The sequence below is a fragment of the Nitratidesulfovibrio sp. 1201_IL3209 genome, from assembly GCF_036763125.1.
Classification (GTDB): Bacteria; Desulfobacterota; Desulfovibrionia; order Desulfovibrionales; family Desulfovibrionaceae; genus Cupidesulfovibrio.
Genome location: NZ_JBAIYT010000046.1, coordinates 1 through 13766 on the forward strand (window position 1 = coordinate 1; position 13766 = coordinate 13766).

Annotated in this window: 11 protein-coding genes and 1 pseudogene; 10 read left to right on the top strand and 2 right to left on the bottom strand. The window is 70.9% G+C overall.

The window, feature by feature from the left end:
* A pseudogene (locus tag V6B97_RS15985) lies at positions 1-123 on the top strand (IS1595 family transposase); the annotation flags it as partial.
* Here V6B97_RS15985 and V6B97_RS15990 read toward each other — a convergent pair.
* Positions 71-487 carry a hypothetical protein gene (locus V6B97_RS15990; RefSeq protein ID WP_333507525.1) on the bottom strand — a complete coding sequence of 139 codons (417 nt, stop codon included), beginning with the start codon at positions 485-487 and terminating at the stop codon, positions 71-73. The pseudogene V6B97_RS15985 and the gene V6B97_RS15990 sit on opposite strands and share 53 nt — an antisense overlap.
* Positions 484-1695 (bottom strand): ABC transporter substrate-binding protein, encoded by a 1212-nt coding sequence (locus tag V6B97_RS15995; RefSeq protein ID WP_333507526.1) that lies wholly within the window; start codon positions 1693-1695, stop codon positions 484-486. Before V6B97_RS15995 ends, V6B97_RS15990 begins: the two co-directional genes overlap by 4 nt.
* Positions 1696-1941: 246 nt before the next feature.
* Here V6B97_RS15995 and amrA point away from each other — a divergent pair, with 246 nt between their 5' ends.
* The 9 genes from amrA to V6B97_RS16040 all read left to right on the top strand — a co-directional run bounded on the left by amrA (position 1942) and on the right by V6B97_RS16040 (position 13443).
* Positions 1942-2625: an AmmeMemoRadiSam system protein A gene (amrA, locus tag V6B97_RS16000; RefSeq protein WP_333507527.1), complete on the top strand. Its 684-nt coding sequence runs from the start codon at positions 1942-1944 to the stop codon at positions 2623-2625.
* Positions 2626-3084: 459 nt separating this feature from the next.
* Positions 3085-4251, top strand: coding sequence for an MFS transporter (locus tag V6B97_RS16005; RefSeq protein ID WP_333507528.1), 1167 nt, complete (start codon positions 3085-3087; stop codon positions 4249-4251).
* Positions 4252-4309: 58 nt separating this feature from the next.
* Positions 4310-4888, top strand: a complete 579-nt coding sequence (locus tag V6B97_RS16010) for a hypothetical protein (protein WP_333507529.1) — start codon at positions 4310-4312, stop codon at positions 4886-4888.
* Between the two features lie 7 nt (positions 4889-4895).
* Entirely contained in the window at positions 4896-5855 is a 960-nt protein-coding gene (locus V6B97_RS16015; protein WP_333507530.1) for a universal stress protein, read from the top strand.
* 3 nt (positions 5856-5858) lie between these two features.
* Positions 5859-8402 carry a PAS domain-containing protein gene (locus tag V6B97_RS16020; protein ID WP_333507531.1) on the top strand — a complete coding sequence of 848 codons (2544 nt, stop codon included), beginning with the start codon at positions 5859-5861 and terminating at the stop codon, positions 8400-8402.
* On the top strand, positions 8380-10581 hold the full coding sequence (locus V6B97_RS16025; protein WP_333507532.1) for a sigma 54-interacting transcriptional regulator: 2202 nt from the start codon (positions 8380-8382) through the stop codon (positions 10579-10581). Before V6B97_RS16020 ends, V6B97_RS16025 begins: the two co-directional genes overlap by 23 nt.
* Positions 10582-10975: 394 nt before the next feature.
* Positions 10976-11797 carry a substrate-binding domain-containing protein gene (locus V6B97_RS16030; protein ID WP_333507533.1) on the top strand — a complete coding sequence of 274 codons (822 nt, stop codon included), beginning with the start codon at positions 10976-10978 and terminating at the stop codon, positions 11795-11797.
* A gap of 180 nt (positions 11798-11977) precedes the next feature.
* Positions 11978-12673, top strand: coding sequence for an ABC transporter permease (locus tag V6B97_RS16035; RefSeq protein WP_333507534.1), 696 nt, complete (start codon positions 11978-11980; stop codon positions 12671-12673).
* Between the two features lie 62 nt (positions 12674-12735).
* The gene (locus V6B97_RS16040; protein WP_333507546.1) at positions 12736-13443 is read left to right on the top strand and encodes an ATP-binding cassette domain-containing protein; all 708 of its coding nucleotides are present in this window, start codon (positions 12736-12738) and stop codon (positions 13441-13443) included.
* Positions 13444-13766 lie beyond the last annotated feature (323 nt).

Here is a 13766-nt window from a genome sequence, read left to right on the forward strand (position 1 = left end):
GGGGTGAAGAGGAACTTCGAATTACACCTCAAAGAATGTGAATGGCGCTACAACAAGCCCCTGCCCCAACTCATTGCCGAAATGAAACGGCTGGTAGCAAAAAACAAAGACCTGATGGTCTAGAGCCCGCGAAATACTGGCGCGTGGACCGCCGCCGCCCCAGTTCCTCGGCCACGCGGGCGGGCGAGGGCGAGGAGGGCAGGGCCGAGGCCAGCCGGGCCAGCGACAGGGCGGCGTTGTCCACGTGCTCTTCGAGGTAGCGGGCCAGCGTGGCCGTCAGCAGCGCGCTTTGCCGTTCGAAGTCGGCCTTGCGGCCAAGGTAGGTGAAGGTGCCCGCGAAGGCCAGGATGCACAGGCCCAGCAGCACCAGCCACACCAGCAGCCGGGTGTGCAGCAGGCGGCGCAGCGAGCGGGGCGCGCGGCCGGGGGCGGGGTCCGGGCCCGTGGCGCGGGGCTGGCTGGTGGTGGCCGTGGGGGCTGTGCTCATTGCAGTGTCGCGAATTCGCCGTCGCGGATGGTCAGGATGAACGGGCGGCGCTGCACGTCGCCGTACCGGTCGAGGCTGATGGGTCCCAGCACGCCGGTAAGGCTGCCGACTTCGGGAAGGGTCCTGCGCAGTCCGGCCGGGTCGCCCCCGGCGCGGGCCAGGGCGTCGCCCGCCACCATCACCGCCTCGTAGGCGAAGGCGGCCGCGAAGTTGGGCATCCAGCCGAAGCGGGCCGCGTAGGCGGCCTGGAACGTGCGGAAGGCCTCGTCGTCCAGGTCGGCGGCGTAGGCGTGGGCGAAGACGATGCCTTCCACGTCGCGCCCGCCCGCCAGCATCAGTTCGCGGGTGTAGCCCCACGAGGAACTGTACAGCGCGGGAAAGAACCCGTCGCGGTGGAACGCCTGCGCGGCCATGGCCACGTCGCGCGCCGGGCAGACCAGCAGCACGCCCGATGCGGCCGACTGCCGGGCACGGCGCAGCGCTTCGGCGAATTCCCGCCGGTCGGTGGCGGCGTAAGGCAGGTCGGCGGCCACGGTGCCGCCCAGTTCCCGGAACCGGGCGGCGAAGGCCTCCGCAAAGGGCGCGGAGAAGGGGGCGTTGGCGGTCTCGCGGACCACGGCCACCTCGCGCAGCCCGGTGGAACGGGCGTACGCCGCCAGCGCCACGGCCCACGCGGTGTTGGCCGGAATGACGCGGAAGAAGCCGTCCTCCTTGCCCTCCAGCGAGGGGGCGCTGGTGGTGGGCGAGATCAGGGGCACCCCGGCGGCTTCCCACAGGGGCAGGGCGGCCACGGTCTGCCCGCTGGTCATGTGCCCCACGGCCAGCCGGACGTCGCGGGCCAGCAGGCGGGCGACGGCGGCGCGGGCTTCCTCGGGGGTGGCGCCGTCGTGCTCGGCCACCAGTTCCAGACGCCGCCCGGCCACGCCCCCGGAGGCGTTCAGGTGTTCCACGGCCAGTTGCGCGCCGTTGCGCCCCTGCACGCCAAGGTCGGACATGAGCCCTTCGAACTGGCCGGCAAAGCCGATGCGCACGGTGCGCGGCTCGCGCGGCAAGACCAGCAGGACCAGCAGGACCAGCAGCCCCGCGAGGGCGACGCCCGCCGTCACGGCCGTGGCCGTGGTGACGCGCCACGGGCGTCGGCCCGGTACGTCCCCGTGTCCCGGCGTGGTGCCGGGGGCCGGTGCGTTGCCGTGAGAGGGATGCGCCATGTGACCTCTTGCGGGGAAAGATGACCCGGAGCTTATAGCGGCCATGGGGGAAAGTCCATCGGGCGGCGGGTGGGGTACCCTGCCCCCCGCGCGCCACCTGTTCGTCATGCCCCGCCAGCCCCGCGTCCCGCCATGCCCGCGTCCCGCCGTTCCTGTGGACGGGCCGGGCGGGCTCTGGCACCATGAACCCGCGCGGCCACTGCCGGGCGGCATGGTGTCGCCCCCGTGGTGCGCGAGGGAGTCCCCATGCCCGCGCCTCATGCGCCCTCCGATGGTTCCGATGTCCCCGATACCCCCGATGCCGCTGACGCCGCTGGCGCCGATTCCGGCGCGTTCCGGCTGGAACTGTCCGCCGCCGAACGGGCATGGCTGCTCGACCTTGCCCGCTGGGCCGTGCTGTGCCGCCTGGCCGGGGATGACGACGAACCGGAAGGGTCCGACGCCCCCGATGACGCCGGGGTGCCCGCGCCGCCCCCCGGCGTGCTGCACCGCCCTCTGGGGGCGTTCGTCACCTTCAAGAAGGGCGGCCACCTGCGCGGCTGCATCGGCTCCATGGTGGGCGACGGGCCGCTGTACCTCACCGTGGCCCGCATGGCCCGCGCGGCGGCCTTCGAGGACCCGCGCTTTCCGCCGGTGACCGCCGTCGAGATGTCCGGGCTGGAACTGGACATCTCGGTGCTGGGCCCCCTGACCCGCTGCCCCGACCCGTCCCTGGTGCGGGTGGGGCGGCACGGGCTGCTGGTGCGCCAGGGCTTCCGCTCCGGGGTGCTGCTGCCGCAGGTGCCGGTGGAATGGGGCTGGGACCGCGAGACCTTCCTGTCCCAGACCTGCCGCAAGGCGGGCCTGCCGCCCGGCGTCTGGCGGGACGCCTGGAAGGACGGGCGCACCGAACTGTACTGGTTCGAGGCCGAGGTGTTCGGCGACCGGTAATCCCGGCGTGCCATTCCGCGCGCCCCTCTCTCCGCTCCGGCCCTAGCCCCTCCTCGGCCCTCCTCGGCCCGGCCTGCGCGGGCTGGCGTGCGCCCGCAAGCGGTTCGCCGGTGCGCGCTCGCTTCGTTGACAGTATCCACGCGCGGGCGTAGGGGCTGTCCCTAACTTGTCTTTTTGCCCGTTGGCTTCGTCAAACTTCGCCTGCCATGTCGGTCGAATACGATTAAGAGCGCGATGCGGTCGCCATCCGTAATACTTGAAGACTCGTATAACGGCTGCCGCATACTCCCTCATGGCGAGCTCGTTTTCCTTGCCAACGAGCAAAAATCCTAAGTTAGGAGACAGCCCCTAGGGCACACCTTCCGGCTCATCCCCGTGCGCGGGCGCCCGTCCCGCATCGGCACCCTTTCCGCCCCCCATCCGGCGCGACCTCTTCCGTTCCGCCCGCAGGAGCCTTGCGTGCAGCGCATCCCCGACCTGCCCACCATTCCCAACCGGCCCATGTACGTCTTTCTGCTGGTGCTCACCCTGGCCAACGCCATCGGGTACCAGGGGTGGAGCACGCTCTACACCAACTTCGCCGTGCACGAGGCAGGCCTGACCGGCGCGCAGAACGGCCTGGTGCAGTCCCTGCGCGAGGTGCCGGGCCTGTTGTCCATCGGGGTCATCCTGTTGCTGCTGGTGCTGCGCGAACACCGCCTGGCCGCGCTTTCGGTGGTCATGCTGGGCGTGGGGGTGATGGCCGCCGGGTTCTTTCCGTCGTTCGGGGGCATTGTGTTCACCACCATGCTGATGTCCTTCGGCTTCCACTACTTCGAGACCACCAACCAGTCGCTGATCCTCCAGTACTTCGACGTGCGCACCGCGCCGCTGGTCATCGGGCGGCTGCGCGGGCTCAACGCCGGGGGCAACCTGGCCATCGGCTCGGTGATCTTCCTTGCCGCCGGGGTGCTGCCCTTTTCCGGCCTGTTCGCCATCTCGGGCGGGCTGGCGGTGCTGGCCGGGCTGTGGGCGCTGACGCAAGACCCCAGGGCCAAGGGCCTGCCGGTGCAGCGGCGGGGTATGGTCATGCGCAAACGCTACTGGCTGTTCTACCTGCTCACCCTGCTGGGCGGGGCGCGGCGGCAGATCTTCATCGTGTTCTCGGCCTTCCTGCTGGTGGAGCGCTTCGAATTCGGCGTGCGCGAGATGACGCTGTTCTTCATGCTCAACAACGCGGTGAACTGGTTCCTGAACCCGCTCATCGGCAAGGCCATCAACGCCGTGGGCGAACGCAGGCTGCTGGTGCTGGAATGCCTGTCGCTGGGGGGCATCTGCCTGGCCTACACCGTGGTCGAGGACCGCTGGCTGGTGGGCCTGCTGTACGTGCTGGACCAGATATTCTTCAACTTCATCGTGGCCGTGCGCACCTACTTCCAGAAGATCGCCGACCCGGCCGACATCGCCCCCAGCATGGCCGTGGGCGTTGCGGTGAACCACGTGGCGGCGGTGGTGGTGCCCGCCGTGGGCGGCATGTTGTGGATGATGGACTTCCGCATTCCGTTTTATCTGGGGGCCGCGCTGGCGGGGTGTTCGCTGGTGGCCACACTGTTCATGCGGGTGCCGGCAAGGAGCGCGTCTTGCTAAATGCTTCGGCAGCGACTACCCTTGTGGGATGATCCGTGAACCGCAAGGAGGTTGTGTCATGCCGCGCCCGTTCCCGCTCCGCACGCCCGCATCCAAGCCGCGCCCATGGGCGCCCCTGCTGCTGTCCGTTTCGCTGTTCCTGATCGCCGCCGCACTGTTCCCCCAGTTCCCCCAGTTCCCCCAGTTTCCTCAGTCCTCCCTGTTCGCCGGAGTCGTCGGCGTCTCTCCCGCGCTGGCCGCCGAGGCCGCGCCCAAGGCCGTGGCCGACAAGCCCGCCCCCAACGTGGACCGGGCCGTGCAGGTGGCCGTGGAACTGGAGGGCACCGACAGCCTGGGGGCGCGCCTGGCCTTCCGCCTGAAGGATGTCTTCAACGCCAGTTCTCTGTTCGTGCTGTCCGAAAAGGACGCCCCCAAGATCCGCGTGCTGCTTTCCACCACGCCGGAATTCCCGTCCCGGCCCGCCGTGGGCTCGGCCTATTCCGTGGTCTGGGTGTTCTCGCAGAGCGAGGGCACGCTGCGTCACTATCTTGCCCGCGAGGTGGGCGTGGTGACTGCCGAGACCGTGGAAGACCTGGTGGCCCACATCGCGGAGCGCACCGACGGCATTTCGGTCCGCTACGGCTACCTGTTCCAGTAGGTCCGCCATGGAGCGCCACCTGCTGCTGACCATGGGTGGAGACGGCGGCGAATCGTGGAACCTGCGTTTCGTGGCCGGATTCTTCCGCTGCAAAACTGCCCTGCGGCTGACGCTGTTCTACGTGGTGCCCGACGCCTACACCGCCGGCCTTGGCGAGGTGATCCTGTCCGACGCGCAGATGCGCCAGGGCATGGAACAGCTGGCCCGGGCCCGCCGCTGGGCCGTTGAGCACGGCTTTGCGGCCGAGAACGTGGAGACGCGCGCCGTGCCCCGCCAGTTCGGCGTGGTGCGCGACATCGTCGAGGAAGCCCACCGGGGCCTGTACGATGCCGTGGTCTCCGGCCGCCGCTATCTGGGCTGGCTGGAGCAGACCTACACCACCAGCGTTTCGCGCGGGCTGCTGGGCGAGGAGATCGCCTTTCCCCTGTGGGTGTGCCACCAGCCGGAGCCGGGCCTGTCCGGCGTGCTGCTGTGCGTGGACGGTTCCGGCGAAAACCTGCGCATGGCCGACCACGTGGGGTTCATGCTGAACACCCCCGGCGCGGAGGACCACACCGTGACCCTGCTGCATTGCCGGGAGTCGGGGCGGGAGCCGGGGCGCGAGCCGGGCAACGGGGCCGGTCACGGCCCGGACGGCGCGTGCGGCGATACGTCCGGCCATGCTTCCGGCCTTGGCTCGTGCATGTCGGGGGAAGAGGCCATCGCCGCCGCGCGCGAGGCCGTGCTGGCCAACGGCGTGGACGAGGCCCGGATCCGGGTGCTGATGGTGCGCGACCGCGACTGCTCCGACAGGGCCGACAAGGCCGAGACCATCCTGCGCGTGGCCGAGCGGGACAGGTTCGCCGTGGTGGCGGTGGGCCGCCGCACGGCACTGCCCGATACCCTGATGCGCCGCATGTTCGGGCGCAGCGTCAGCGAACGGCTGCACGACCGGGTGAACCGTTTTTCCCTGTGGGTGAGCAAGTAGACCATGCCCAAGCGCGCCGCTTCCCGTACCGGCACGCCTCCCGGCTCCGGGGGCGCGCCGCAGGCATCCCCCGGCACGGTGGAACCGCCCGTGTCCGCCAGTCTGGGCAGTCCGGCCAGCCCGGCCAGTCCGGCCAACTCGATCAGTCCGGCCAGTTCTGCCAATTCTGCCAATTCGGTTTGTCCCGCCCGCGCTGCCCGTGCTGAACAGTCGGCGGGCGGCGGCATGTCCGCCGGGGCGGCAGTGCCCCGGCAGGACCTGTTCCCCCAGCCCGCCGCGCCCCTCGCACTGGCGCCGGACCAGGAACTGCAACGCCTGCGCGCCGAGGTGGCCGTGCTGCGCCACCGGCTGCGCAAGGCCGAGGCGCGCCTGCTGCCCCTGGATGCCGACCCCGAAACCCCCGACATGCTGCTGGATTCGGTGCCCCTTCTGGCGCTGTGCGCGGATGCCGACGGGCGGGCGCGCATGGTCAACCGGGGCTTCGAGGCGTTGTTCGGGGTCTGGCGCATGGAGGCGCGCGGCCGCAGGCTGGAGGAACTGGTGCCCGCCGACGTGGCCGCGCAACTGGCCCCTCTGCTGGCGCGCACCTTCGCCGGCGAGCAGCGCGTGACCGGCGAACTGGTCGTCACCGGCCGGGCGGGCGAGCGGCATTTCAACATCACCCTGGCGGGGCGCGGCCTGCCGGGCAGCGGCATCGTGTGCCGGGCGCTGCTGGTGGGGGTGGAGATCACCGAGGCGGTCAACGCCCGCCGGGCCCTGCGCGAGATAGGCGAAACCCGCCGCGCCCTGCTGGACGCGGCGCCGGGGGCGGCCTTCCTGATGGAGCCGGACGGCACCATCGTGGCGCACAACAGCGCCGCGTCGCGCCACGCCTGGCGCGACGGGCAGGACATGACCGGCGAGAGCGTGTTCACCCACATGCCGCCGGAGATGGCCGCCCTGCGCCGGGTGGAACTGGCCCGCTGCGCGGCCACCGGGCGCGACGGCTGCTTCGAGGACCGGGACGGCGGCCGCGTGCTGCGCCACCACCTGGTGCCCGTGCACGATGCGCGGGGGCGGGTGGCCCAGATCGCCGTGTACGTGCACGACGTGACCACCCAGCGCCGGGCCGAAGAGGAACTGCAGGCCACCCTGGAACACAAGGACCGCATGGTCCATGCCCACGAGGCCGCGCTGGGCAGGCACGAACGGCTGCTGCGCCGCATCTACGACGACGTGCCCGTGGGCCTTCTGCACACCAGCGCGGCGGGCAACGTCATCGAGGCCAACCGGGCGTTGTGCGCCATCACCGGGCTGACCCTGGGCCAGATGCGCGGCACCCACGTGCTCGACCTGGTGCTGCCGGAATACCGCGAACCGCTGGCCCACGAGATGCAGCGCAACCGGGCCGAGCGCGACCGCGTGGCCCGGTTCGAGGTGCGGGTGCGCAGGCCCGACGGCCAGATCAGGCTGTGCCGCGTGGCCTCCACGGTGGTCTGGGGCACCGACGACCTGCCCCTGTTCGGGCTGGGCGTGGTGGAGGACCAGACCGAACTGCACCGCCTGCGGGCCGAGGCCGTGCGGGCCGGGCAACTGGCGGCCCTGGGCGAACTGGCCGCCGGGGTGGCGCACGAGATCAACAACCCCATCAACGGCATCATCAACTGTGCCCAGCTGATGCTGGACGACGCGGACGCGGCCGCGCAGGGGGGCATGCGCCACGAGCCGCAGCCCGAGCTGGCCGGACGCATCCTGCGCGAGGGGCAGCGCATCGCGGGCATCGTGCGCAACCTGCTGTTCTTCGGGCGCGACCGGCGGGACTCCGACGCGCGGGTGGACCTGCGCGAGGTGTTGCACGACGCCCTGGCCCTCACCCGCACCCACATGGAGGGCGACGGGGTGGTCATCGAACTCGACCTGCCGGAGACGCCGCTGATGGTGGTGGGCCGCACCGGCGAACTCCAGCAGGTGTTCATGAACCTTCTGGCCAACGCCCACCACGCCCTGAACGCGGCGTCCTCCACGGGGCCAGCGGATGCTGTTCAGCCGGATGCCGCTCCGCCGGATGCCCCCTCGCCGGACGGTGCGCGGCGGCCCAAGCACCTGACCCTGACGGCCGCGCGGTCTTCGCTGGGGCCGCACCGGGGGGGCCGCACCGGGGGAGGGGCGCGCACGGGCGCGCCGCTCGAAGCCGGGGACGACCGCTGCAAGGGGGTATGCATCCCCGAGCGCCGCGCCGCCCGGCGGCCCGGCGGCCGCCTGACGGTGAGCGGCCCGTGCGTGTGCGTCACCGTGGCGGATACCGGCACGGGCATCGACCCGGCGGTGCTGGACCGGGTGTTCGAGCCCTTCTTCACCACCAAGCCGGAGGGCAAGGGCACCGGGCTCGGCCTGTCCATCAGCTACGGCATCATCAAGAGCCACGGCGGCACGCTGATGCTGGACAGCGACGGGGCCTCGGGCGCCCGCGCCGTGGTGGTCCTGCCGGAGGCCCCGGCAGAGGCGGAAGCACCGTGCAACGCCAGCCCCGGTGGGGAGGTCGCCCATGGCGAAGATACTGCTCGTTGACGACGAGGAGAGCATCCGCTTCACCCTGTCGGCCTTCCTGCGCCGCGACGGGCACGTGGTGGTCACGGCGGCCAGCCTGGACGAGGCGTTGCGCGCGCTGGAACCGGCCAACGGCGGCCCGCCGGACCTGGTCGTCACCGACATCGTGCTGCGCGGCGAGAACGGACTGGATTTCGCCCGCGTCGTGCGCGAGCGCTGCCCCTTCGTGCCGGTCATCCTGCTGACCGGGCGGCCCAGCGTGGAATCGGCCGTGCGGGCGGTGTCGGAAGGGGCGGAGCAGTACCTGATCAAGCCCGTGGACAAGGAACAGGTGCTTCAGGCGGCCCGGACGGCCCTGCGCCACAAGGCCCTGGACGACGAGCGCCGCGCCCTGGTGGCCGAGCGCGAAAATCTGCGGGTGCACCTGGAGGCCGTGTTCCAGGCCGTGCCCGACGTGCTGGTGACCGTGACGCCCGACCTGCGGGTGCAGCGCATGAACCTTGCCGCGCGCGAACTGCCCGGCGGCGCGCGCGACGCCCGCCAGGCGGCGGGGCGGCGCTTCGACGAGGCGTTGGGCCTGTTCGCCCCGCTGTTCCGGCCGGTGCTGGACGAAACCCTGGGCGCGCGCCGGGCCTCGCGCCGACGCCGGGTTTCCGCGCAACTGGCCGACGGCCGGGAGCAGGTGTTCGAGATAGAGGCCGCGCCGCTGGCGGGCGGCGGGGGCGAATTCCTGGGGGCGCTGCTGGTGGCGCGCGACGTCACCCGCCTGGCGGGGCTGGAAGAGGCCTTGGGCCACCGGGCGGGCATGAACCAGATCATCGGGCGCAGCGCGCCCATGTCCGAGCTGTTCCACCTGCTGGACGAACTGGCCCAGACCGACACCACCGTGCTCATCACCGGCGAATCGGGCACCGGCAAGGAACTGGTGGCAGAGGCGCTGCACCGGGGCGGGCCGCGCGCGCTGGGGCCGCTGGTCAAGGTGAACTGCTCGGCGCTGTCCGAACACCTGCTGGAAAGCGAGTTGTTCGGCCACGTGCGCGGGGCCTTCACCGGGGCCGTGCGCGACAGGGTGGGGCGGTTCCAGTTGGCGCACGGGGGCACCATTTTCCTGGACGAGATCGGCGACGTCTCGTCCGCCGTGCAGTTGAAGCTGCTGCGGGTGTTGCAGGAACGCGAATTCGAGCGGGTGGGCGACACGCGCACCGTGAAGGTGGACGTGCGCGTCATCGCCGCCACCAACCGGCCCCTGGCCGAACTGGTGCGCTCCGGCCGACTGCGCGAGGACCTGTACTACCGGCTGCGGGTGGTGGAGCTGCACCTGCCCGCCCTGCGCGACAGGCGTTCGGACATTCCGCTGCTGGTGGACCACTTCGTGGAGCAGTTCAACATCCACTTCCACCGCCGCGTGGCCGGGGTGACCCCGGCGGCGCTGAAGGCGCTGATGGCGCATTCCTGGCCGGGCAACGTGCGCGAGTTGCGCCACGCGCTGGAACACGGCTTCATCCTTTCGCGCGGCGACGTCATCGACGTGGACGCGCTGCCGCCCGAAGTGCGCGCCGCCGCCGGGGTGGCCCCACCGGCCGCCACCGTGCCGCGCTCCATCCCCTGCGACACGGACCTGCCCGGGGATGCGGGCGAAGGATGGACCGGCGACCGGACCGACCGGACCGATTGGGCCGACGGGGCCGATTGGGGGCGCGCCGGGGCGGGCCACCCTGGCGGAAGACCTTCGGTCGGCCCAAACAGCCCGGTTGGCCCGGCCTGGATGCCCGGCGCTCCGGCTCAGGGTCCGGCAGTGGGCTCGGCCGTGGGCCCTGAACGAGCGGCCCATTCGGGGTTTTACCCCGACGGCACGCCCGTGGACTTGCCCGTTGCCGGGCGGGGAGTGGCCCCGGTGTCCGCCACACCGGGCACACCGGGCGCACCGGGCAGACCGGCAGGGCTTGCCGAATCGGACGGCACGCCCGGCGGGCACGTGGGCGAGGATGCCGCCCCCTACGGTCCCGAGGCGGGCCGCCGCCTGCGCCTGACTCCGGAACTGCTGGCCGACGCGTTGCGCAGGGCCGGGGGCAACAAGGCCCGAGCGGCCCGGCTGCTGGGCGTTTCGCGCCAGACGGTGTACCGCAAGCTCGTGGAGTTCGGCATGGCCGACGGAACGGGCGGCGGGGAGGAGGGCGGCCCCGCGAGGCCCGGCCCCTAGCCGGGCGTTTTCCCGAATACGCGTCCTCGGGCGGTCATAGTCCTCCGTGCATCGTCGCCGCCAGCGCGGCATGATGGCCCTCGCGCCCCGCCCGGAATCCGGGGTGGGGCGTTTTTCCTGCCCTGCCATGGCCCCCATGCGCCCGGTGACGGGTGCGGAGCCGCTCGTGAGCGCCCAGTTCTGTTTTTTTCAGCATGTTTGTTTTGGGTGCATTTTGGTTGTTTAAAGGCATCAACGGTTTTTATGGGTGCGTAAAGGTCGCCGTTCCGGATGAACGGTGCCAATCCTTGTGCACGTTTTCTACTTGTTTCGTGACTGTTTGGGCTGCTAACAATGAAGTCCATTGGTGAAAGACCGGACACCCATCGCCAACCGACAAACCCGGAGGATGCCCATGCGTCGTCTGCTTCTCGTTCTTTGCCTGTTCACCGTGTTGCTGCCCGCGCAGTCCATGGCGGCGGACAAGGTGCTGATGATGGCCACCACCACCAGCACCGCCGATACCGGCCTGCTCGACGACCTCGCCCCCGCCTTCCAGAAGGAGACGGGCATCGAACTCAAGTTCACGGCCACCGGCACCGGCAAGGCGCTGGAAATGGGCCGCAGCTGCAACGTGGACGTGCTGCTGGTGCACGATCCCGAGGCCGAGGCCAAGTTCGTGGGCGACGGCTTCGGCATCAACCGCACCCAACTGATGTACAACGATTTCGTCATGGTGGGACCCAAGGCCGACCCGGCGGGCGTGAAGGGCAAGTCCGTGGCCGAGGCCATGAAGGCCCTGTCCGGCGGCAAGGCCCCGTTCATCAGCCGCGGCGACAAGTCCGGCACCCATGCCCTGGAACTGCGCCTGTGGAAGGACACCGGCGCGGGCGTGCCCGAAGGCAAGGAATGGTACGTGGAAGCCGGTCAGGGCATGATGCGCACCATCGCCATGTGCGCGGAAAAGAACGGCTACACCCTCACCGACCGCGGCACCTGGATCAAGTACGAGGCAGGCCTGAAGGAACCCGGCCCGCTGGCCATCGTGGTGGAAAAGGACCAGAAGCTGTTCAACCAGTACAGCTCCATCACCGTGAACCCGGCCAAGTGCGCCTCGGCCAAGGCCGACCTGGCCGACGCCTTCACCAAGTGGATGGCCAGCCCTTCCACCCAGAAGCGCATCGCCGACTTCAAGCTGATGGACAAGCCGCTGTTTACCCCCAACGCGGGCAAGTAGCCGCGCGCTGCTGACGCATGCCCGGCGGCGGGACGGCGGTGCCGTTCCGCCGCCTTTGCGTGGCGGCCGCGCGGGGCGTCAGGCCCGCGTCGGCAGGGGGGCCGCGCCCGGTTCGGTCACCGTGTCGTTGCCTGCGCGGCGGGACTGCGTTTAGTGTCCCTGCAAGGAGACCACCGACTCATGGACTATCTGCTCGACGGCCTTGCCACCGCCCTGCGCCTGCTGGCCGCGGGCGACGCCGAAACCTTCTCCGCCGTGTGGATCACCCTCGCGGCGTCGGGCATGTCCATCGCCGCGTGCCTGCTCATCGGCGCGCCGCTGGGGTTTCTGATCGGCTACCACGACTTTCCCGGCCGCCGGGCCGTGCGCATCGCCGTGGACACGGCGCTGTGCTTCCCCACCGTGGTCATCGGCCTGCTGGTGTACCTGCTGCTGTCGCGGCAGGGGCCGCTGGGCGACCTGGGGCTGCTGTTCACCATTCCCGGCATGTCCATCGGCCTGACCATGCTGGGGGTGCCCATCGTCATGGCCATGACCGCCCTGGCCGTGGAGCAGGCCGACGCGCGCCTGCGCCTGACCCTGCTCACCCTGGGGGCCGACGGCCGCCAACTGCTCACCGCCACCCTGTGGGAGACCCGCTACCACCTGATGCTGGCGGGGGTGGCGGCCTTCGGGCGCATCGTGTCCGAGGTGGGCATCTCCATGATGGTGGGGGGCAACATCAAGTGGCACACCCGCACCATCACCACGGCCATCGCGCTGGAAACGGGCAAGGGGGACTACGCCTTGGGCATCGCCCTGGGGCTGGTGCTGCTGGGCATCGCCCTGCTGCTGAACCTGGTGCTGGCGGCGCTGCGCAGGAGGGCGGGACGATGAACGGGCACGAGAACCGATGTGTGCCGCCAATACTCTCCGGCGCCCCCATGTCCGATGCCCCCATGCCCGGTGTCGCTGACGGGCCGTGCACCGGCGTGCCGTGCGCCCGCTGCAACACGCCGCTCTACCGGTTGGAGGGCGTGGTGCGCCGCCATGGCGAACGCACCGTGCTGGACGTGCCCCGGCTGGACATCGCCGCCGGGGGCATCACCGGGGTGGTGGGGCCCAACGGCGGCGGCAAGTCCACCCTGCTGCGCCTGCTGGCCCTGCTGGACGCGCCCAGCCAGGGCGTGCTGCGCTTCGCGGGAGAGGTGGTGGGGCCGCTGTCCGCCGCGCGCACGGCCGACCTGCGCCGCTCGGTGACCCTGTTGTTGCAGGAGCCCTACCTGCTGCGCCGCAGCGTGTACGAGAACGTGGCCTACGGCCTGTCCGTGCGCGGCGTGCGCGACGCCCGGAATGTTGTGCGCGGGGCGCTGGAACTGGTGGCCCTGGACCCGGACGTGTTCCTGCGCCGCCGCTGGTTCGAACTTTCCGGCGGAGAGGCCCAGCGCGTGGCCCTGGCCGCCCGGCTGGCCCTTGCGCCGCGCGTGCTGCTGATGGATGAGCCCACGGCCAGCCTGGACGAGGACAGCGCCGTGCGCATCGCCGACGCCGCCCGCGCCGTGGCCGCGCGGGGCACCACGGTCATCGTGGTCTCGCACGACCGCGACTGGCTGGAACCGCTGGCATCGCGCATCCTTACGGTGCGGCGGGGCCGGGTGGAAGGGTAGCCCGGCGCGGGCATGGCCCGCCAGACGGTGTGACGGCGCTGCCGACGTGCGCAGCGTTGCCGCAATGACGTGAACGCCGCCCCGGACCATGTGAGTGGGGGCGGCGTTCGCATTCCGGGCCTTGGGAGGGCCGGATGTCCGATGTCCAGAAACTGTAGACCGGTTTTCCAGGCAGGGAAAACCGGTTCGAAAAACTTTAGAGTTTGGCGTGATTTTTCTAGAGATGGCGGCTGCCGCGGGTTTGACCCGTTGCGCGATTTTTCCGGCCTCTGGTGACGGCAAACGCCGGGTATAGGCTGAGGGATTGCATCAACAGGCCCCTT

Bases quoted from the DNA above. Each gene is read 5' to 3' on its own strand.
- V6B97_RS15995 (WP_333507526.1), bottom strand. From the start codon at position 1,695: ATGGCGCATCCCTCTCACGGCAACGCACCGGCCCCCGGCACCACGCCG.
- V6B97_RS16035 (WP_333507534.1), top strand. From the start codon at position 11,978: ATGGACTATCTGCTCGACGGCCTTGCCACCGCCCTGCGCCTGCTGGCC.
- V6B97_RS15990 (WP_333507525.1), bottom strand. From the start codon at position 487: ATGAGCACAGCCCCCACGGCCACCACCAGCCAGCCCCGCGCCACGGGC.
- V6B97_RS16010 (WP_333507529.1), top strand. From the start codon at position 4,310: ATGCCGCGCCCGTTCCCGCTCCGCACGCCCGCATCCAAGCCGCGCCCA.
- V6B97_RS16030 (WP_333507533.1), top strand. From the start codon at position 10,976: ATGCGTCGTCTGCTTCTCGTTCTTTGCCTGTTCACCGTGTTGCTGCCC.
- V6B97_RS16020 (WP_333507531.1), top strand. From the start codon at position 5,859: ATGCCCAAGCGCGCCGCTTCCCGTACCGGCACGCCTCCCGGCTCCGGG.
- V6B97_RS16015 (WP_333507530.1), top strand. From the start codon at position 4,896: ATGGAGCGCCACCTGCTGCTGACCATGGGTGGAGACGGCGGCGAATCG.
- V6B97_RS16040 (WP_333507546.1), top strand. From the start codon at position 12,736: ATGCCCGGTGTCGCTGACGGGCCGTGCACCGGCGTGCCGTGCGCCCGC.
- V6B97_RS16025 (WP_333507532.1), top strand. From the start codon at position 8,380: ATGGCGAAGATACTGCTCGTTGACGACGAGGAGAGCATCCGCTTCACC.
- amrA (WP_333507527.1), top strand. From the start codon at position 1,942: ATGCCCGCGCCTCATGCGCCCTCCGATGGTTCCGATGTCCCCGATACC.